Origin of the sequence: Chitinophaga eiseniae, from assembly GCF_012641265.1 — a bacterium.
Lineage (GTDB): Bacteria > Bacteroidota > Bacteroidia > Chitinophagales > Chitinophagaceae > Chitinophaga > Chitinophaga eiseniae_A.
Genome location: NZ_JABAHZ010000002.1, coordinates 168886 through 188755, shown reverse-complemented (window position 1 = coordinate 188755; position 19870 = coordinate 168886). Strand labels below are relative to the sequence as shown.

Here is a 19870-nt window from a genome sequence, read left to right as displayed (position 1 = left end):
TTAGTTATGACTTTGCCATTCCAGGAAGGGGAATCTGCACCTCAGTATTACAAAGGCCGTGGTGCGCAGATAAACCCTAAGAACAGGTTCCTGGCAGATGAATATGCCCAGGAGCACGCTGAAGGTATTGACGAGTGGTGGCAGGCAGATGTACCAACCCAGGTATTTGAAGAGCATGCGAAAACGCTGGTCAATAAAGTGGATAGTCCGGATGTGGGGATGTGGTTTTCCATGAATCCCTACCAGGGCTGCGAACATGGTTGTATTTACTGTTATGCGCGTAATACGCATCAGTACTGGGGACTGAGCGCTGGTCTTGACTTTGAGCGGAAAATCATTGTAAAGCATAATGCGCCGGAACTGCTGCGGAAGTTCCTGGATAATAAGAACTGGGTACCTAAGCCTATTTCATTATCGGGTAATACCGATTGTTACCAACCTGTGGAACGCAAGATGTGGCTTACCCGGCAACTGCTGGAGGTGGCGCTGGAATACAAACAGCCGGTGGGGATTATCACCAAAAACTCGCTGGTACTGCGCGACCGTTACCTGTTGCAGCAGCTGGCACAAGATAACCTGGTTTGTGTATATGTGTCTATCACCACGCTGGAAGAGGAGTTGCGCCAGAAAATGGAGCCCCGTACCACCACGGCGGCACAGCGCTTAAAGATAGTAAAGGAGCTGAGTGATGTTGGTATACCCGTTGGCGTTATGACGGCACCTATCATCCCGGGATTAAACGATCATGAAATTCCCCGGCTCCTGGAGGCGGCTGCAGCCAATGGCGCTAAGTATGCGGGGTATACGGTGGTCCGGCTAAATGATGCGGTAAAGATCATTTTCAACGACTGGCTCTATAAAAACTTCCCCGACCGGGCCGACAAGGTATGGCATCACATAGAAAGTATGCATGGTGGAACGGTGAATGACAGTGAATTTGGCAGAAGAATGAGAGGAACAGGCAATATTGCCGATTTGATTAAGCAGCAATTTAAAATTCATACAAAGAAAAACGGGATGAACCAGGAACGCTTCGAATTCAATACAGACGCGTTTCGGCGACCCAATGCCCAGTTAAGTTTGTTCTGACAGATCCCCAAAGAACGTGGCAGTTTGAACTAATTGTTAAGTCCACGAAAAAAGTAGGGTATTTTTTTGTGTAATAAAAAAAATAAAAATTATCTTTGTTGAAAGAACAAAAAATAACTGTGCAACTTATATCAACATACGAGTTTTCAGCGATGGCCTGCAAGCAAAAGCAGGTCAAGGCCAGATTGCGGGCGTGTTGCACCGATTGTTAACGATAGAAGAAGTTATCAAACGATATAAACAAAAGTCCCGCACTAAATAAAAGTGTGGGACTTTTTGCTTTAGAAGCAGTAATGAAATGACGACATTGAAAGAATTTCAAGCGATAACTATAATGCAAGAAAAATGCGCCTCATGGCGTAAACGGGATGGCTTTGCCTTTAAAAAGCCATACGGACAAGGTATGCGATAGTGTGAGATAACGCTCATCATTATAGCCCGGTCCGTAAATGCGGCCGGGTTTTTTTGTGGCCAATCCGGCATAAAAATGGAACAAGTATTTTTTAAATGATGTTATGCGCTAACCCATTCTATTAGTAATAAGTAAAGTGCATAATCCCAAAAACGTTAGATGATGAGAAACAGAAACGTTATCCAGGTTGTAAGAGAGGCCTTACTCACCAATTTCAGGGAGTTAGATCAGTGGTTTGAAAAAGACCAGGCATTACTGCACTTCAAACCAGACCGTGATCAATGGAATATCAGGGAAGTATTGGAACACATTGCATTGACCAATTATTTCCTCCTGCTGATCATTAACAAGAGCACCCGCCGTGCGCTGGAACGTAAGAAAACCGGCCATACGGTGATATTGCCAGCCGATTACCAGGATAAATTTGACCAGATAGATGTTATCGGCAGTAAATCCTTTGGCTGGGTAAGACCAGAACATATGGAACCTACCGGGTTTAAAGATATAGCGGAAATAAAAGCCCTCCTGAAACAGCAATATGCGCAATGCATGTATAACCTGTCTTTGCTGAAGAACGGAGAAGGGGTGCTTGTATTTACCAATATGTCTGTTAACCAACTCGGTAAACTGGATATTTATCAATACATCTACTTTCTCACCAAGCATATTGAACGGCATATCCGTCAAATGCAGCGTCTCCAGAAGGAGTACGAAGAGAATGCAGTATTAATATAATTTAGGTCGACCACCAACTTCCGTTTTTGTTAATCCTGTAGTTATTAAGGCCGGGCTTTCATGCTCCGGCCTTTTTTAGTGCTAAAATACAGCACGAAAATAGTTTGGAGTACTATGTAAGCGTGATATTATTATCGTATATACGTTGACGATAGTTATCACCATAACAACTGCTCAGTGAGCAAACAAGAAAACTATAGGACAGGTGAAGCAGTGCTGAAGGGTAATGCCACCGGGCGTTTGGGGCTATTTGATGGAAGAGGTTAAATCCACGTCCGGTGATAGTATAAAAATATTTTTTGAAATATTTTGTTAAAAATTTGCAATATCAAAATATATCCTGTTATCTTTGCATCGTTAAAAATTAATAATAGAACAAACTTATAAACATGAAACGCTTTAATCTAAATATTGGCAGCTCCATCCCTTGCTTAGCGCAAGAGGATTGCGGGTTCCGGGCGTTTTATGGTTACAGGTAGCTTAATAATATTTGTAAGTATAACAGAAGCCCGGGTCCATGGATCCGGGCTTTTTTGTTATCACGTACACTGATAATGAATTTACCAGCAAATACAAAAAGGATTCAAATCCGCCGCAGTAAATGGTTTCAGGATAGCATGCCAGCATGGGATGCTAAACGGACAAGGTATGCCTTAACGTAGTATATACGTTAACGTTAGTATCCCGGTCCGTGAAAACAGGCCGGGTTTTTTTGTATTGCAAAGGCAAGAGATTATTTGAGGAGGTACATCATAAACAGGCAGGCGGAGTAATCCTGCTCCGCTTTCACTCCTTTAAAGAAGATGTTTTTTTCGTCTCTGTTTGCCATTTAACCCCCATCACCAGGCTATCATAAGGATAACCTGTATTTCCCCACCTGATAAACCGGATTTACCCAGGACCCGCAGCGGTCCTGGTAAACCTTTATCAAACGGGAGTTAAACAAAAGAAGATCATAACATGAAGCATATAGTTAAGCAGATAGATATTACTGATGGAGATCATTTTGATGCGAAAGGGGTATATACTTTCCATTTTAATGCCATCCCGGATATCAATAACATTTATGAAATAGATGGTGATAAAGCAGCTGCCCTGTTTACCAAAACATACCAGGCCAGTATACTTCATACCCATCGCTATACCGATTATGACAACAAGAAGAAAAAGTACAAACATAATCGAACGGTGATGGTGCTAAACAATCATTGTGTGGTGTCTTTCTGGATGTCGATTTGCGAAATATTGCACGACGGAACAGTGCCGGATTTTATATCGGAGGTAACGGAGATGGTTACCCGATTCAAGGAAAAGCAACGCAGGGAACCGCATGAAATCAACCTGATCACCAGTGGCCGCAGGGGATTAGAGCTAAAAAGCCTCGAAATAAAACGTACCCGGCTGGATATCGGGATGTTGTATGACGACGACTTTAAAGAGGTAGACAAAATCATACAACAACGACTGAAGAAAGATAAGGATAAAGGTATTGTGTTATTACACGGTCTGCCGGGAACAGGTAAAACCACTTACCTGCGCTACCTGATCGGGAAGATCAAGAAGCGGGTATTATTTGTTTCTCCTGATCTGGCCAGCAATATTATGAATCCTGAGTTTATGGAACTACTGATCGACAATCCGAATTGTGTAGTGGTGATTGAAGATGCAGAGAATGTGATCATGGACCGCAAGTTTACCGGGAATTCATCCGTTTCCAACCTGCTCAATTTATCTGACGGGTTGCTGGCAGACTGCCTGAATATACAGCTGGTATGTTCTTTCAACAGCGACTTGTCATCCATCGACAGCGCTTTGCTGCGAAAAGGCCGGCTCATTGCCAAGTATGAGTTTAAGCGCCTGCCGGTAGCAAAGGCGCAGCAGCTTTCCCGGCATATGGGATTTGATAGCATCATCGAGAAACCCATGACAGTTGCCGAGATTGCCAACCAACATGAGCCATCGTTTGAAACTAAGCAACATGTGATTGGTTTCAGGAGAACATCGCTCGGAGAAATTGCATAACGTATTCATCACCCCAAATAAAATAACTGTTATGAGAAAAGAATTTATGTCCATACGATACCGCATAGTAAACAACCTCCGCCACCGTGCAGAGGTATTGATCAGGCGAAGTCACTATTGTTTATGGACAATCAAATACAAACAGACATTGATGAATACATCGCATCATCACGGATAAGAACTGCCAGACGCAGGCTGCGTGATGCGAAAACGCAGTATGATAAATCGATTCTTTCTTTGTACAGGAAGGAATCCGAATTATGGAGAGCATGGAATCAGCGGGGATATGTGCCGCTGGATCCGCCGGTAATGAAAGGATATAAACGGTTTTTCGTTTTAAGAGATGATGTGGAAAGAAGCCGTATGGCTGATTTTTACAGGCAGTTATTGCAAAAAATTAATACTTTCGATTATAGCCACCGGCGCGACTTCAGCGTAAAGAAACGATCACATGGCAGGAAGAAGCTGGTGAAGAAGCCACAGGCTCTATTGCATCCATGTGCGGAGCAATTTAAACGATTGCAATTTTCAGATAAAGAAGCGGCTTGTTTTGAAGAACGGGTTATCTTTATCGGGAAATGTAAACAACCCGTTAAGCGGTATGTTTTTAAAGAACCCTGGAGATTTGTACTGAGAGTGCGGCCCAATATGATCACGCAAACAAGAATGATTATGCCAGAGCTACTTTCCCAGATAGATCAGCTGGGCAACTATATAGAACGCCATCAGCTACGACATAGAATTTTTAAATTAACCCGAAGTAAAAGTTCCGGCAAAAGGCATTGGATTTTTACTGATAAAAAAAAGTACCAACATCCGCATCGTACCCTGCTGCAAATATTGCAGGACGAATGGTTTGTCAAAAATTAACCTCATATGGCACACACTAAAATCGGAGGCAAAACATTACTGGAAATTGGTTACCCGCAAAGACCCGTATTTCGTACTGCTATCCGGGTCATGGAAACACATTTCAGTCACCTGGGCCAGGAAGAAGCAATTGAATTGTTAAAGAAGATACTGGCCGATCCGGCTGCATATGTGAGTGATCCGGTATTGGGAACTATTGCAGAGCAGTTATTAGAACCAGTGGCGCCGCCAGAGATTGAATTGAGGGCTACGCCTGTTCCATATACGGTTTACGGAAAAGATTATATAGAAGAAGGCGCTATCCGGCAGATCAATAACGCGGTTCGTTTGCCCGTAGCCGTAGCTGGCTCCCTGATGCCGGATGCGCACCAGGGATATGGGCTGCCGATTGGTGGTGTGCTGGCTGCAGAGAATGCCGTCATCCCTTACGGCGTTGGGGTAGACATCGGTTGCCGTATGTGTTTAAGTATACTGGATTTGCCCGAACATTCGCTATATACCAATGAAGCGGCGTATGTGAAGGAGCTGACCAGTCATACCAAATTTGGCGCGGGCGCCGAGTGGAAAAAGCGGGAAGCCGACCCGGTACTGGAAAGAAGTGAATTTAAGGACATCCGGTTTGTACGTAACCTGTTGGATAAAGCAGCGGGGCAATTGGGTACTTCCGGCTCAGGGAACCATTTTGTGGAGTGGGGAATTGTGACGATTACAGATATTAATAACGAATGGAGCCTGGCGCCGGGCAATTATGTAGGCTTGTTGTCGCATTCCGGTTCCCGGGGAATGGGTGCACAGATAGCAGGACACTATACCCAATTAGCCAAAGAGTTGTGTCCATTGCCTAAAGAGGTACAGCACCTGGCTTACCTGGACCTGGATACAGAAGAAGGGCAGGAGTATTGGCTGGCTATGAACCTGGCAGGCGACTATGCGTCGGCCTGTCACCACCTGATACATAAACGGCTGATCAAAGCCACTGGCGCTACTTTGCTGGCAAGAGTAGAGAACCATCATAATTTTGCCTGGAAGGAAATGTACCAGGGAAAGGAAGTGATTGTGCACCGTAAGGGGGCTACGCCAGCTGGTAAGGGCGTGTTGGGTATTATCCCCGGCTCTATGACTGCTCCCGGGTTTATTGTGAGAGGAAAAGGAGAGGAGCGTAGTTTACAATCGGCTTCTCATGGAGCTGGCCGGCAAATGTCGCGTACCAAGGCCCTGGCGTCTATTACTCCCCAGGAGCTGAATGCCGTGTTACAGGAACATGGCGTAACGCTGATCGGTGGTGGGCTGGATGAAGCGCCGGGTGCGTACAAAAATATCAGTACGGTGATGGCATCGCAAACAGACCTGGTAGAAGTAATTGGCCGGTTTATACCCAAAGTGGTCAGGATGGCCGATGGAGGACCTCCGGAAGATTAATAAAAGAGAGATGCAATGAAGCGAAGGCGGAAGACAACGAAAGTTGTTTTTCGCCTTTCGTACTTTACTAGTCTACTTATTTAGTAGGATAATTGGATTTTATTACTTATTATTGCGATAGATAATTTACCACCACCACTTATTTATCTGATATCCTTGCATGGGCTGGCACCATGTAAGAAGACCTGTGTCGCGCTTTTATTCCGGATTTTAAAAATTACAACGTGCATCTAAATTACCTGGCATTGGCTGTTCCTTTTTTCCTGACGTTTATTGGGTTGGAATACCTGGTAGCGGGTAAACAGGGGAAGAAGTATTTTAAATTTAACGATTCTGTTACTAACCTGAGTGTGGGTATAGCGGAGCGGCTACTGGATACCTTTACGGTGGGGCTTTTTTATTTTGTATATGACTGGTTGTACCGTCATTTTGCCATTTTTGATATTAAGAGCAGTGTATTGTTGTGGGTGGCCTTATTGATGTGTACTGATTTTGTGTGGTATTGGTATCACCGGTTGGCGCATGAGGTAACGGTATTCTGGTGTGCGCATGTGGTGCATCATCAAAGTGAGGAGTTTAACTATACCGTATCCGCCAGGATTACTGTATTCCAGGCGTTTATACGTACCGGTTTCTGGGCTATATTGCCGGTGATTGGTTTTCCGCCGGCGATGATCACCAGTATGCTGTTGGTGCATGGGTTGTACCCGTTTTTTATTCATACCCGTACAATTGGGAAACTGGGGATATTGGAATATATATTGGTAACGCCTTCGCATCACCGGGTGCATCATGCCAGTAATCCGCAATACCTGGATAAGAATTATGGAGATGTATTTATTATCTGGGACAAGTTGTTCGGAACTTTTGTGAAAGAGGACGAAGAGCCGGTGTACGGGCTCACCAAGCCTTTGGAGAGTAACAGTTTCCTGTGGCAGCATTTTCATTTTATCCTGGAAATGTTGTATTCGGTGCGTCGGGCCAGTGGCTGGCGTAATAAGCTGCGTATCATATTTGGTAAACCCGATTACATTGATCCGGATGCCAGGAGGGTTTTGGAAGAAGCGTTTCTTTTAAGGAATCCGCAGGCAGAGGCGCCCCGGCTAATCCGGTACGTATTGTGGCAGATTATCGCGACGCTACTGGTATTGTTTTCCTTCCTGTTACTGGAATACTACGTGCCGGTTTTTATCCAGGTATGTGTTACACTCCTGATATTATTGACCCTGATCAATTGTGGGGCTATTATGGAGCAAAAGAAGTGGGTTTTTTACCTGGAGTACGCCCGGTACCTGGTATTGTGCCTGGCGGGTTATTATATATGGCCGCATGCTGGGTTCCTCTGCGCCGCGGCTGTTATCATGATCATGGCTTTTTATTTCCAGTCGCACTTAAAGGAGTATTACCTGCGATTGGTATATGGCTATCCCAGGTCATAAGAGAATCGGCCTGAAGCGCCTTCAGGCTAGCTGTGCCGTATGTCCTTATTGCCTGGGGACTTGGGATTTCAATATTTTCCGGGCAAAATGTATCCTGCTTTTGATAGTGCCAAGGGGTTCATGAAGGATATTGGCGATCTCAAAATATTTGTATCCCTCATAATATAGCATAAACGGCTTTTTAAAGATACTGGGGAGGTGATATACCGCCACATGGATATCTTTCATCTGTAAGTTAGAGGCCGCTTTATTACTTACTGCGTTCTGCTGGTAATTTATAAAGAAATCGCTGGCGCTTGGTTCCGCGATCATCCTGTGTTTCAATCTTTTACGGTAATGATTAATGAAGATATTCCGCATAATGGTGAATAGCCAGGCGCGGATATTGGTGCCTTCCAGGTATTTTTCCTGGTTAGACAGGGCTCTGAAAAGGGTTTCCTGGTAAAGATCTTTTGCCTGTTCGGCATCTTTAGTGAGGGTAAAAGCAAAGGGTTTCAGGAAATCTGCATTTCCGATAAGCAAGGTGTTAAATTCAACAGACGACATAATGTTTAAGTTTTGCCTTAATTGATTTAAACAAAGGGGGTACTGTATTCAGACGGTGCCAGGTGGAGGCTAATAAATGACTTTTCTCGTAAAAAATTGATTATCAATCAATTGGTCTTATGCCAATACTTAGATCGATAAAACAGGTGGTAGTTTAAGTATGATTTGGATTTTTCAAAACAGGTAACACAGCTCGACTCTATAAAGACTAACGTAAAAGAGGAACAAAAGGATTTTAGTAGCAGGTAATTATTATATCATAAAATTGAATACATTATAATCGTCTTAAAATTAGTTATCATTTAATATTTGGAAACATTTTTGTAGAAGGGGGAACAAGCTTTTTTGCTACATGTTTAAACATGCAATAAATTAGTAATAATTATTTCAGCGTAAAAGTGTTAGAATTTTGATTGCCCTAACATTTATATGTTATTTTTAATAGATTTGCAACTTATTTGGCGTAATTTGTCAAGTTGCCCAGGTGAAATTTGTTTCCAAAAAAGATATTCGAGAAAGTCTAGATACTATTATACATGTTAAGAAAATTATTGTTGGTCCAACTGTTCCTGTTTATTACATTGGGAGTGGCAGCTCAGATAACTCCATATCCTAAAGACCAGATAGCTCAGGTAAAGGTAGATGCACTTAGCGATGATCAGATAAGGCAGCTCGTGGCGGAAATGAAGAAGAGGAACATGACGATGGATGACCTTGATGTTTATGCTCAACAAAAGGGAATTTCTGCTTCAGAGGTTGTCAAGCTAAAGGAACGAATTCAACAACTGGGATTGGACAAAGAGTTTATCCAGCATTCAGGGAAAAAAACCGGAGAGGACGATCAGTATGGCACGCGCCAGGTTGGAGATGCAACAGAGGAATTGAATATAGATAATAAAGGTGTCTCTAAGGAGGAAAGAATTCAAGCCAACAAACGGAAACAGATATTTGGTTCAGAACTTTTTTCTAACAAGAACCTAACCTTCGAGCCTAACCTTCGAATGCCAACACCTCCTAATTATCGTCTGGCAGCAGATGATGAAATTCTTATCGATGTATATGGTTATTCAGAAGTGCAGCATCGTCTGAAGGTGACTCCTGATGGATATATTCGCATACCTAATTTGGGACCAGTGTATGTAAATGGCCTTACAATAGAAGAGGCAAAAACCCGTATCACTAAGCAGTTAGCCACCATATATTCCGGAATAAAAGCAGGAAATACTTTTGTGCAGATGTCATTAGGTAGTATCCGAAGTATCAGGGTATTAATGATTGGAGAGGTGGAGCGACCCGGTTCCTACACTATCCCTTCCCTTGCGTCAGTTGCGAATGCATTATATGTGTCTGGAGGGCCTAATGAAAATGGTTCGTTCCGGAATATCCAGGTGATTCGTAGCGGACAAGCAATTGTTGTCTTTGACTTATATGATTTTCTTGCCAATGGAGATTTGACAAATAATATTATTCTTCAGGATCAAGATATTGTGAAAGTGAATCCCTATAAAACCAGAGTAGAGTTGTCCGGTGAAGTTAAGCGTCCAGCTATCTTTGAAGCAAAAGAGAATGAAACGCTGCAGCAGATTATCAATTATGCAGGTGGTTATACCGATGTCTCTTTTAGGGATAATGTAAGGGCCTATCGGGTGAACAATAAAGAGCGGGAAGTAGTAAATATACCAGCCAGTGAAATAGGTAGCTTCAAGTTGAAATCTGGGGATCAGTTTTTTATAGATTCTATCCTAAATAGGTTCAGTAACCGAGTAACGATTACAGGTGCTGTATTTCATCCTGGAAATTACGCTTTGGAGCCGGGTATGACAATGCTGGATTTAATAAAGAGAGCAGATGGTGTAAAAGAAGTGGCTTCTTTATCAAGAGGGTTAATTCGTCGTTTGCAGCCAGATTTTACGCCTGCCTATATTAATTTCAATGTGCAGAATATTCTCTCTGGTAAGGAACAAGTCTCACTGGAAAAAGAGGACAGTGTAATGATTTATTCAAAGTTTGAATTAAGAGAGAGTTACCAGGTAAGAATTGAAGGTTTGGTGAATAATCCAGGGTATTTCAATTATGGTGATAGTATGCATCTGGAAGATTTGATTTTGTTAGCGGGAGGGTTTCAGGATGCGGCCTCTGTTAATAGAGTGGAAATATCTCGCAGAATCCGTAGTGGAGAATATAGACCTGAAGATAGTGCGAAGGCAATTATTGAACAGTTTGATGTAGAGGCAGATCTTAGAAATAGTTCAGTGGTAAAGTCTTTTATACTGCAGCCATTTGATGAAGTGGTAGTGCGTCGTTTACCAGCCTATTCATCCCAGGCCAATGTTCAGATTGGTGGTGAAGTAGTATATCCAGGTGCGTATACCATCAATACACGTTCAGAAAGGATTTCTGATGTGATCAAGAGAACAGGAGGATTACGTCCGGAGGCATACGCTGAAGGGGCTGTTATGTTAAGAAAGACTTTTATCAATGAAGCGGATAGTATCTTGATGAGTAACAAGTTGGAAGTGTTTTATAATAAATTACAAGACAGCAGTGATATTAAACGAATGAAAGGAGCAGTCAGCAGACATGAGCAGTTGCTGGGTATTAACCTCGATCTGATCATGAAGCACCCTGGATCTAAATATGATTTGCTGCTGGAAGAAGGAGATATGATCAAGGTGCCGAAGAGACTACAAACAGTACAATTATTCGGAGAAGTTTACTTTCCAAAGAAAGTAAGGTTTGATAAGCGGTATAAATTTAAAGATTACGTAACAGGGTCTGGTGGTTTTACATCTCAGGCCTTGAAGAGAAGGAGCTATATTGTATATGCTAATGGTGAAGTGAAAAACACGCGGAAGGTATTTTTCTTCAACTCATATCCGAAGGTGAAGCCAGGTGCAGAAATTTATGTACCAACAAGGAAGGAACGCGCCGGCTTGACAACAGGTGAGGCTGTTGGTTTGGCGAGTGGAATGGCTTCTGTAGCATTGCTGATAGTGACTTTGTTAAATACGATTAAATAAGATGACTTATTTGATATAATCATCATAAAGAAATAGAGACAACAATAATTAAAGTAATAACGCAATGGATCAGTACGGGCAAAATATTGCTGGAGATACTGAAATGTCAATAAAGGAATTGATATTGAAGGCCCGCAAATGGATTAATTTTTTGTTAACAAAATGGCTGATAATTGCTATTGTAGGTATACTTGGTATAGGTTTGGGAATATTTTATTCCGTTATTAAGCGGCCAACTTATAAAGCAGAATTAACATTCATTGTGGAAGATAATAAATCTAACCCTTTGAGTGCTTATGCTGGTATTGCCAGCCAGTTCGGTATTGACTTGTCAGGAACTTCTACCAGCGGAGTATTTGCAGGAGATAATATCATTGGTTTTTTGAAATCCAGACTGATGATTGAAAAGGCATTATTAACTGAAGCAGTAAATGTTAACAAAAAGATGACCTTGGCTGATTTATACATATCAATAAATGAGAAGCATAAGCAATGGAAGAAAAAAATAGAGCTTGCTAATATCAGTTTTCCGGTAGATGTTGACCGAAAGAAGTTTTCATTGGTACAAGACAGTGTTCTTGGAGAATTATGTAAGGAAATACTGGAAAAGAATCTCATTGTAGAAAAAGTTGACAAGAAACTCAGTTTTATTGCTGTGAGCTGCGATTCAAAAAGTGAGTTTTTTTCGCAACAATTCACAGAAAATCTGGTAAAGGATGCAATAGACTTTTATGTGGATACTAAAACGCTGAGATCGAAAAGTAATGTTGACAAGCTGCAACAGAAGGCAGATTCAATGGAACAGTTATTGAATCGAAAAACCTATGCAGCAGCAACTATACAGGATATTAATCAGAATCCGGCAAAAAGGATTGCTACTGTAGGTTTGGAATTAGATTCGAGGGATAAGATGATTTTGCAAACGATTTATGGTGAGGTATTGAAAAACCTGGAAGTAAGTAAAATGAGTATGTTACAGGACATTCCATTGATACAAGTCATTGATAAACCAATACTGCCTCTTAAACAGGAAAAGTTAGGGAAGTTGAAAGGCGCAATATTTGGTGGATTTGTTGCTGTTTTCTTTGCATGCGTAATTCTTATACTAAGAAAGTTATACGCTGAAGTAATGGCGTAGTAGCCTCAGCTTGTTTATTAGGTCATCCATTGCGACTGGGCTATCTGTTTTAATGTATTACCTGATGCGGATCTTTAATTTTAAGGCTTAAAGAGTAAATTTTTTAAATGAATAGGGGGATTTTGAGAACCAGCTGTTTATGTATTAGATAAAGTTGCTCAGCTATTTAGCTGCTAATTTTTAAAAAAAAGAAATGATACCGTATCTCAAGGGTTTAGTGACAGGCAAATTACATCGCTCAGTTCTGGTAAAAAATTATCTATATCTTTCCATGTACCAGGTGATCAATTTTTTGGCCCCAATAATAATTATACCACATATTGTAAAGGTATTGGGAATCGAAAAATATGGTTCTGTGGTATTTTCATATGCCTTTGTTACTTATTTTGCCATTTTTACTGACTATGGATTTAATCTTTCTGCTACCAGAGATATATCCATAAGCCGCGATGATGAGGTCGCTGTAAATCATATTTTTAACCGGGTTATACAGAGTAAATTATTATTATATTGTATTGCTTTTATACTATTTACAGTTATTGTATATATTATTCCGGTCTTTAGAAAAGAGCTGTTATTACATTATTGCAGTTTTATATTGGTATTAACCCAAACTCTTCTACCAATATGGTTCTTCCAGGGATTAGAGGATATGCGGTTTATTGCTATGTTGAATGCCATATCAAAACTCTGTTTTATCGGATTGATTTTTATTATAGTGCGAACTCCTGAGCATTATATTCTTGTTAACCTGCTGCAGGGACTAGGAGGACTTTTTTCTTGTGTAATTTGTTATATATTAATAAAAAAAAAATATAATATATCATATGTTCGGATTCCAATAAAAGAAATTTTTAAGGAAATTAAAGATGGTACTTCTTTATTTATTTCAGGCTTTGCAGTAAGTGTCTATGTAAATTCCAATACTTTTTTATTGGGAATGTTTGCGAACCGGATGACACTCGGATATTATGGTATTGCGGAAAAGGTAGTGTTAGCAGTAAAACAGTTGCTAATTGTTTTTTCACAGGTTGTTTATCCATATATGTGTAAAATTACAAATGAACCTTTTGATAAAACCCGCCGGTTTTTGAAAACGGCATTCATACCTTTTGCTTATATAATCATTGCCAGCTGTATATGTATTTTCCTTTTTTCCGATTACATTGTTTTATATGCGATAAAAGGAAAAAATGTCGAGCTTTCAAATCTCCTGAAATTATTCTCCTTTTTGCCAATAATTGTGTTATTTGATATTCCTGCTTATCAGGTACTGTTGGCTTATAATTTAAGGAAGGCATACAGTACGATATTGATAAGCGGGTGCGTTTTGAATATTTTGATAAATTTTGTTTTATCCTATTATTTCAAAGCATGGGGGACGGTTACCTCTGTGCTTATAACAGAATTATACATAACCTTTGGATTAAATATTTTGTTGCATGTTAAATATCCACAGTATTCACTGTTAAAAAGAATAAATAAATGAAAGTAGATGAGTGATGTTTTAGCATACGAACAACTCAGAAAAGGAAAAGAACTTGGGGTAAGGCTATTTGTGAGATTGGAACAGATATTTGTTTACTTGGGTGCCCTTTTATTGAGCCTGATGTTGTTTGCACCTTATAAACTGCTTCCCATAAAGGCGGTACTAATTGTCTGTATATTAGTCGCAATTAGTGCAAGAATTTTTTTGCGGAAAAATACAGGACTGTCACGACCAGTAATGATATGGTTTTGCATATTTATCCTGTATGGGTTGTTTTTTACTATCACTGCCTTGTTGATAGAGGGGAATGTCATCTCGTATATTTTCCGTTCCGCCACAGTAAACATAGTCTGGCCTATACTGTATTTATTTTTTGTGACAGGGGTACAAAAACGCTATGTTATTGATGTTTTATATAAAACAATGATATATGCTGCTCTGTTAATAGGGCTTTATTGCATTTCTGCAACATTAATGATGTTGGGTTTTTTACCTCAGGTTATTCCATTGGATATGGTAGACATGGCTACAGATCCGGATAACGATAATTATCAGAAAATTGTTATTCCATCCGCCACGGCACTTATTTTTTTAATACCCTATGTACTTACACTGATTATTTTTTTAAAGCAATTACCTTTCAAGATCAACAAGATATTGTTATATATAACCTTTATAGTGGGGGTAGTTGCCGTGGTATTTACAGCAAGACGAATTCTGATATTAAACATCTTACTGACACCCATTTTTGTATGGATATTCTTAAAATTGGGTAAAGTAAAAGTTGATGCTGTATTCAGGCGTCATGTAAAGAAAATGCTTTTATACTTTGTGGGTGGCATTATCATTATTGGAATTGTACTGAATTTTTTCGAACTGGTTGATTTTACAGCACTATCTAACGTGTTTTTTGCTGGTTTTAATTTTGATACCTCAAGTGCGGGGGAAAGCCCTTATCTCAGGGCGCTGCAATTTAACGGACTGTTGAAAAGCTGGCTGGATTATCCTATCCTTGGACAAGGCCATGGTACGGCCTCTCATTACATTATCAGAAGCCAGGAAACACCGTGGATTTATGAACTAAGTTATTTAGCTTTATTGTTTCAGACGGGTTTGGTTGGCATACTTATCTATGGTTATCTTCTTTTCTGGATTTTTTACAAAGGGATATCTATAATGAAAATTTCCAATACATATACATATTACGTATTGCCGGTGCTGGTAGGAGCATTAAGCTTTTTGCTAGCAAATGCAACCAACCCATATCTTCAGTCATATGAAAATATGTGGGCTATATTCTTGCCAATTATGGTAATAAACTTCTATCATATTTATGGTAAGCAATGTAATTATAAATGCGATAAGAAATGATGAGTTATAATTCGAAGATTACTATTGCAATGGCTGTCTACAATGGAGGTAAGTATATCCAGGAGCAGATTGAGAGTATAATTAATCAAACATATACAAATTGGGAGTTGATAATAAGAGATGATGGTTCTGTTGATGATACTGTAGCTGTTATCCGAAGGTATGCAAAAAGAGATATTAGAATAAGTCTTCTGGAGGATGACAAAAAAAACCTGGGAGCACGCGAAAATTTTGGACAGTTGATCAAAAGTGTAACTGGGAAATGTGAATATCTCATGCTTGCTGATCAGGATGATGTATGGAATGCTGATAAAATCATGTTAACGTTAGAGCATATGCTGGAGACGGAGAAGATGCTGGGGAAGGATACACCAATTTTAATCCATACTGATTTTTCTTATGTTGATGAAAATCTGAATCCATTAAAAGCAAAGCCGCATATTGCCTATAGATTTTCCCAACACCCCGAAGCAGTTCTGAATAAGTTGGTAAGTCAGAATTTTTTATGGGGGTGCACAATGATGATGAATAGTAATCTTGTAAGCTTAATAGGCCCTATTTCAAAATTTGGCGTTAATCATGATTATTGGATCGCATTGGTAGCAGCAGCAATGGGGCACATTGTTTTTATTCCTCAACCAACCATGCTATATCGGCAACATCAGGATAATGTATCAGTGGGACTCAAGTCAGGTACATTAACCAGCAGGATAAAAAGGATTTTGGGCGGATGGAAGGAAATGGTTGCAACAAAGAATAAAAGAATATTGCTGGTTGAGGATTTACTGGCGTGGACTGCGACTGGCATGCCGACGAAAAATAAATCTTTTTTACAAGAATTTGTAAGATTGGCCAAGCAGGGTGGTTTTCCTATCCTGTTGTTTGGTTACAGAAATAATGTAAAACGTCAGGGTACTGTACAAACATTTTTATACTATATATTGTTGATTTCAAAATTTAGAGAACCACAATAAACGTTATTTATCTGGTTATTAAATAGGAACAGTATGTTTTTGCGAAATTTGTGATATATGAAATTAGTAATTGATTGTCTGATTTTTGAAGATAAGAAGGCATTTGGATACCAAGAATATCTATTTAACTTGCTGGATTATTTTTTTGCTCATTATAGCAAATTAAAGGCGGAAACGGTCATAATAGCCTGTGAAAAAAAATCAGTTGTGTCATTCGAAAAATATGCGTCCAGATTTCTTATTACGCCGTTTAATGTAAGCAGCCGATGGAAGTTACTGGTCATTCAAAATCAATTGGCAGAGCAGCTACAGCTGCATCCAGATGATGTGATTTTGTCTACATATAACTATGCCGCAGTTTTTAAGAAGTGTAAATCTGTATTGGTAATTCACGACTTATTATTCTTACGCAAGCATCTTTTGAATAACACTTTAATGCGTATGCAACGAAAGCTGTTGATTCCGCCATCTATCAGAAATGCAGATAGGATCATTGCTATTTCAAATGCTACCGCAAATGATGTTATTCAGCATTATACAAAAGCAAGCGGAAAAGTAAGTGTAGCTTACAACTATTTCAATTTTAGAAAATTTGATGGAGATATTCCCGAGGATTTATCAGCATATCCCTTGGATCGCCCTTATTTTTTAAGTGTATCTTCTATTCTTAAGCATAAAAATGTAGTTACTTTATTAAAGGCATATGAGATATACGCAACGCAGGGAGGATTGGCAAACCTGGTATTGGTTGGTTATTATGAGAGGATGGACGCGGACTCGAAAGCCTATTATGATTCTTTGAATGAGGCAGTTAAAGAAAAAATATTCTTAACCGGATATATTTCGAACCAATTACTCAAGTACTGTTATCAACATTGCGAATGCTTTATTTTACCAACTAAGTTTGAAGGGCTTGGAATGCCTGTTGTGGAAGCCATGTATTTTAACGCACCTTGCGTATTGTCTGACCTGGAAGTGTGCCGGGAGGTTTCTCTTGGATTAGCGGTTTATTTTAATGCTGATGACTACAAGGGATTAGCAGAAATTCTCACTAGTAAAACGTATAAAAGTAGAGAAGGTGTTGATTTCCGGCAATCCATTCAGCAAAAGTTCTCAGAATTACAAACAAGTGAAAAGTACATCGAAGTACTTAATACAATATAGTTTCGACAATATTTATACAATCCAAAAAGATAAAATTTATGTTTGCTGGAAAAACTCTTTTAATAACAGGAGGAACAGGCTCTTTTGGAAATGCAGTTTTAAAACGTTTCCTTAATTCAGATATCAGAGAAATAAGAATTTTCAGTCGCGATGAGAAGAAGCAGGATGATATGCGACTTCAATTGAAAAGTGATAAAGTGAAATTCTATATTGGAGATGTAAGGGACCCTCAGAGCCTGGATTTTGCAATGAGAGGTGTTGATTATATTTTTCATGCAGCTGCGTTGAAGCAAGTTCCATCCTGCGAGTTTTATCCTTTTGAAGCTGTTAAAACAAATGCTATCGGCACTGAGAATGTACTTAATTCTGCCATAAAATATGGTGTGAAGAAAGTGATTTGTCTAAGTACGGATAAAGCAGTTTACCCTATTAATGCTATGGGGATTTCAAAAGCTATGATGGAGAAGATAGCAGTTGCTAAGTCCCGCGTGGACTCAGAGACTACTATTGTTTGTACGAGATATGGAAATGTAATGGCTTCTCGGGGTTCTGTTATTCCATTATTTGTACAGCAAATAAAACAGGGATTGCCTATCACGATTACAGATCCTAACATGACCCGGTTTATGATGTCTCTGGAAGACGCAGTAGAACTGGTATTATTTGCATTTGAACACGGAAGTACAGGAGATATTTTTGTACAGAAAGCACCTGGTTCTACTATCGAAAATCTGGCTCATGCTTTATTCGATTTGTTTAAACCCACTGACCTTAAAATAATCGGTACCAGGCATGGTGAGAAGCTGTACGAAACCCTTGTGACCAGAGAGGAGCTGACAAAAGCAACAGACTTGGGTGATTATTATAAAATATCCCCCGATGACAGAGACTTGAACTATGGAAAGTACTTTGTTGAAGGAGAACAGAAGATGGCTATTATGGATGACTATCATTCGCATAATACCCACAGACTGGATAAGGAAGAAATGAAAGCCTTGCTGTTAAAGCTGGGATATATAAAAAAGGAACTAAACAGTTAAAATACCGCTCATGGAAGCAATGAAAGTTGTTGTCACCGGCGCTAATGGCTTTATAGGTAGAAATCTTGTTGCCCATCTGAAGCAACAAAAAGAGGTAGAAGTATATGAGATAACGAGAGAAACGCCTGTAAATGATTATGCTGGAATACTGAAAAATGCGGCAGTTATATATCATCTTGGAGGAGTTAACAGACCTGTGCATCCGGATGACTTTCATACGGGCAATACTTTGCTTACCGCAGATATCCTGGGTCACATAAAATCAAACACATTTCCCTCGAAAATTATCATCAGCTCTTCTGCCCAGGCGGAACAAGATAATCCATATGGCAAAAGCAAATTAGCGGCAGAGGAACTGGCAAAATCATTTGCCAAAGATAATATTCATGAAGTAGTGTTATATCGTTTGCCTGGTATTTTTGGTAAATGGTGTAAGCCTAATTATAATTCCGTAGTCGCTACTTTTTGCTACAATGTAGCCAGGAACATTCCTCTTGAAATTAGGGATCCTGCTTATCAATTAACATTGTCGTATGTGGATGATGTGGTAAGCGCATTCTTATCGCATTTAGATAAACCTGTTCGTCAAAGTAGTTTTTCTTTTGAGGATATTTCAACAAAGTTCACAATAACATTGGGAGCCCTTGCTGAAACAATAACATCTTTTAAAGAGGGACGTGAATCTTTACGGCTCCCGATTAATGGAGATACGCTGCGAAAGTATCTTTATTCCACTTATCTTACTTATTTGCCTGAAAATGAGTTTAGCTATCCAATGAAGCTAAATGTTGACAACAGGGGGAGCCTTTTTGAGTGGATAAAACATAATGCCATGGGACAGATATTTATATCCAGTACGCATCCAGGCATTACAAGGGGCAACCATTTTCATCACACAAAAACAGAAAAGTTTCTGGTGATAAAGGGGGAAGCCATAATTCGTTTTCGGAAAATAGATGATGAGGAGGTAATAGAATACCCTGTAAATGGGGAACAGCCGCAGGTAGTGGATATTCCACCCGGCTATACACATAATATAACAAACACTGGCAGCTCAGAGTTGATAACGTTGTTTTGGGCGAACGAAATGTTTGATCAAAACAGACCAGATACTTATTTTTTACAAGTGTGATATAATTTTA

Annotated in this window: 15 protein-coding genes; 14 read left to right on the top strand and 1 reads right to left on the bottom strand. The window is 39.8% G+C overall.

The window, feature by feature from the left end; genetic code table 11:
- The first annotated feature begins 6 nt into the window (after nt 1-6).
- The 6 genes from HGH91_RS08315 (at nt 7) to HGH91_RS08290 (ending at nt 7986) form a co-directional block, all read left to right on the top strand.
- Complete coding sequence (locus tag HGH91_RS08315) at nt 7-1089, top strand: PA0069 family radical SAM protein (protein ID WP_168738017.1); 1083 nt, start codon at nt 7-9, stop codon at nt 1087-1089.
- 574 nt (nt 1090-1663) lie between these two features.
- Nucleotides 1664-2236: a DinB family protein gene (locus HGH91_RS08310; protein WP_168738016.1), complete on the top strand. Its 573-nt coding sequence runs from the start codon at nt 1664-1666 to the stop codon at nt 2234-2236.
- Between the two features lie 960 nt (nt 2237-3196).
- Nucleotides 3197-4258: an AAA family ATPase gene (locus HGH91_RS08305; RefSeq protein ID WP_168738015.1), complete on the top strand. Its 1062-nt coding sequence runs from the start codon at nt 3197-3199 to the stop codon at nt 4256-4258.
- A gap of 237 nt (nt 4259-4495) precedes the next feature.
- Nucleotides 4496-5128: a hypothetical protein gene (locus HGH91_RS08300; protein ID WP_168738014.1), complete on the top strand. Its 633-nt coding sequence runs from the start codon at nt 4496-4498 to the stop codon at nt 5126-5128.
- A 6-nt stretch (nt 5129-5134) separates the two neighbouring features.
- Nucleotides 5135-6547: an RtcB family protein gene (locus tag HGH91_RS08295; RefSeq protein WP_168738013.1), complete on the top strand. Its 1413-nt coding sequence runs from the start codon at nt 5135-5137 to the stop codon at nt 6545-6547.
- Between the two features lie 224 nt (nt 6548-6771).
- Entirely contained in the window at nt 6772-7986 is a 1215-nt protein-coding gene (locus HGH91_RS08290; protein ID WP_168738012.1) for a sterol desaturase family protein, read from the top strand.
- A 45-nt stretch (nt 7987-8031) separates the two neighbouring features.
- Here the strand turns inward: HGH91_RS08290 and HGH91_RS08285 are convergent, their stop codons facing one another.
- Nucleotides 8032-8532, bottom strand: a complete 501-nt coding sequence (locus HGH91_RS08285) for an RNA polymerase sigma factor (protein WP_168738011.1) — start codon at nt 8530-8532, stop codon at nt 8032-8034.
- A 536-nt stretch (nt 8533-9068) separates the two neighbouring features.
- Here HGH91_RS08285 and HGH91_RS08280 point away from each other — a divergent pair.
- The 8 genes from HGH91_RS08280 (at nt 9069) to HGH91_RS08245 (ending at nt 19860) form a co-directional block, all read left to right on the top strand.
- Nucleotides 9069-11552: an SLBB domain-containing protein gene (locus tag HGH91_RS08280; RefSeq protein ID WP_168738010.1), complete on the top strand. Its 2484-nt coding sequence runs from the start codon at nt 9069-9071 to the stop codon at nt 11550-11552.
- A gap of 64 nt (nt 11553-11616) precedes the next feature.
- Complete coding sequence (locus HGH91_RS08275; protein ID WP_168738009.1) at nt 11617-12690, top strand: Wzz/FepE/Etk N-terminal domain-containing protein; 1074 nt, start codon at nt 11617-11619, stop codon at nt 12688-12690.
- Between the two features lie 193 nt (nt 12691-12883).
- A complete protein-coding gene (locus HGH91_RS08270; protein ID WP_168738008.1) occupies nt 12884-14179 on the top strand; it encodes an oligosaccharide flippase family protein in 1296 nt (431 codons plus the stop codon).
- A gap of 6 nt (nt 14180-14185) precedes the next feature.
- The gene (locus HGH91_RS08265) at nt 14186-15550 is read left to right on the top strand and encodes an O-antigen ligase family protein (protein WP_168738007.1); all 1365 of its coding nucleotides are present in this window, start codon (nt 14186-14188) and stop codon (nt 15548-15550) included.
- Nucleotides 15547-16524 (top strand): glycosyltransferase family 2 protein, encoded by a 978-nt coding sequence (locus HGH91_RS08260; protein ID WP_168738006.1) that lies wholly within the window; start codon nt 15547-15549, stop codon nt 16522-16524. Before HGH91_RS08265 ends, HGH91_RS08260 begins: the two co-directional genes overlap by 4 nt.
- Before the next feature lie 57 nt (nt 16525-16581).
- Nucleotides 16582-17688: a glycosyltransferase family 4 protein gene (locus HGH91_RS08255; RefSeq protein ID WP_168738005.1), complete on the top strand. Its 1107-nt coding sequence runs from the start codon at nt 16582-16584 to the stop codon at nt 17686-17688.
- A 38-nt stretch (nt 17689-17726) separates the two neighbouring features.
- On the top strand, nt 17727-18728 hold the full coding sequence (locus HGH91_RS08250) for a polysaccharide biosynthesis protein (RefSeq protein WP_168738004.1): 1002 nt from the start codon (nt 17727-17729) through the stop codon (nt 18726-18728).
- A 10-nt stretch (nt 18729-18738) separates the two neighbouring features.
- Nucleotides 18739-19860, top strand: coding sequence for an NAD-dependent epimerase/dehydratase family protein (locus tag HGH91_RS08245; RefSeq protein WP_211092248.1), 1122 nt, complete (start codon nt 18739-18741; stop codon nt 19858-19860).
- Nucleotides 19861-19870 lie beyond the last annotated feature (10 nt).

What these genes read in the sequence shown, in the direction of transcription:
- HGH91_RS08280 (WP_168738010.1), top strand. Translation starts at nt 9,069, where the DNA reads ATGTTAAGAAAATTATTGTTGGTCCAACTGTTCCTGTTTATTACATTG.
- HGH91_RS08250 (WP_168738004.1), top strand. Translation starts at nt 17,727, where the DNA reads ATGTTTGCTGGAAAAACTCTTTTAATAACAGGAGGAACAGGCTCTTTT.
- HGH91_RS08270 (WP_168738008.1), top strand. Translation starts at nt 12,884, where the DNA reads ATGATACCGTATCTCAAGGGTTTAGTGACAGGCAAATTACATCGCTCA.
- HGH91_RS08310 (WP_168738016.1), top strand. Translation starts at nt 1,664, where the DNA reads ATGAGAAACAGAAACGTTATCCAGGTTGTAAGAGAGGCCTTACTCACC.
- HGH91_RS08305 (WP_168738015.1), top strand. Translation starts at nt 3,197, where the DNA reads ATGAAGCATATAGTTAAGCAGATAGATATTACTGATGGAGATCATTTT.
- HGH91_RS08295 (WP_168738013.1), top strand. Translation starts at nt 5,135, where the DNA reads ATGGCACACACTAAAATCGGAGGCAAAACATTACTGGAAATTGGTTAC.
- HGH91_RS08260 (WP_168738006.1), top strand. Translation starts at nt 15,547, where the DNA reads ATGATGAGTTATAATTCGAAGATTACTATTGCAATGGCTGTCTACAAT.
- HGH91_RS08255 (WP_168738005.1), top strand. Translation starts at nt 16,582, where the DNA reads ATGAAATTAGTAATTGATTGTCTGATTTTTGAAGATAAGAAGGCATTT.
- HGH91_RS08275 (WP_168738009.1), top strand. Translation starts at nt 11,617, where the DNA reads ATGGATCAGTACGGGCAAAATATTGCTGGAGATACTGAAATGTCAATA.
- HGH91_RS08265 (WP_168738007.1), top strand. Translation starts at nt 14,186, where the DNA reads ATGAGTGATGTTTTAGCATACGAACAACTCAGAAAAGGAAAAGAACTT.
- HGH91_RS08245 (WP_211092248.1), top strand. Translation starts at nt 18,739, where the DNA reads ATGGAAGCAATGAAAGTTGTTGTCACCGGCGCTAATGGCTTTATAGGT.
- HGH91_RS08315 (WP_168738017.1), top strand. Translation starts at nt 7, where the DNA reads ATGACTTTGCCATTCCAGGAAGGGGAATCTGCACCTCAGTATTACAAA.
- HGH91_RS08285 (WP_168738011.1), bottom strand. Translation starts at nt 8,532, where the DNA reads ATGTCGTCTGTTGAATTTAACACCTTGCTTATCGGAAATGCAGATTTC.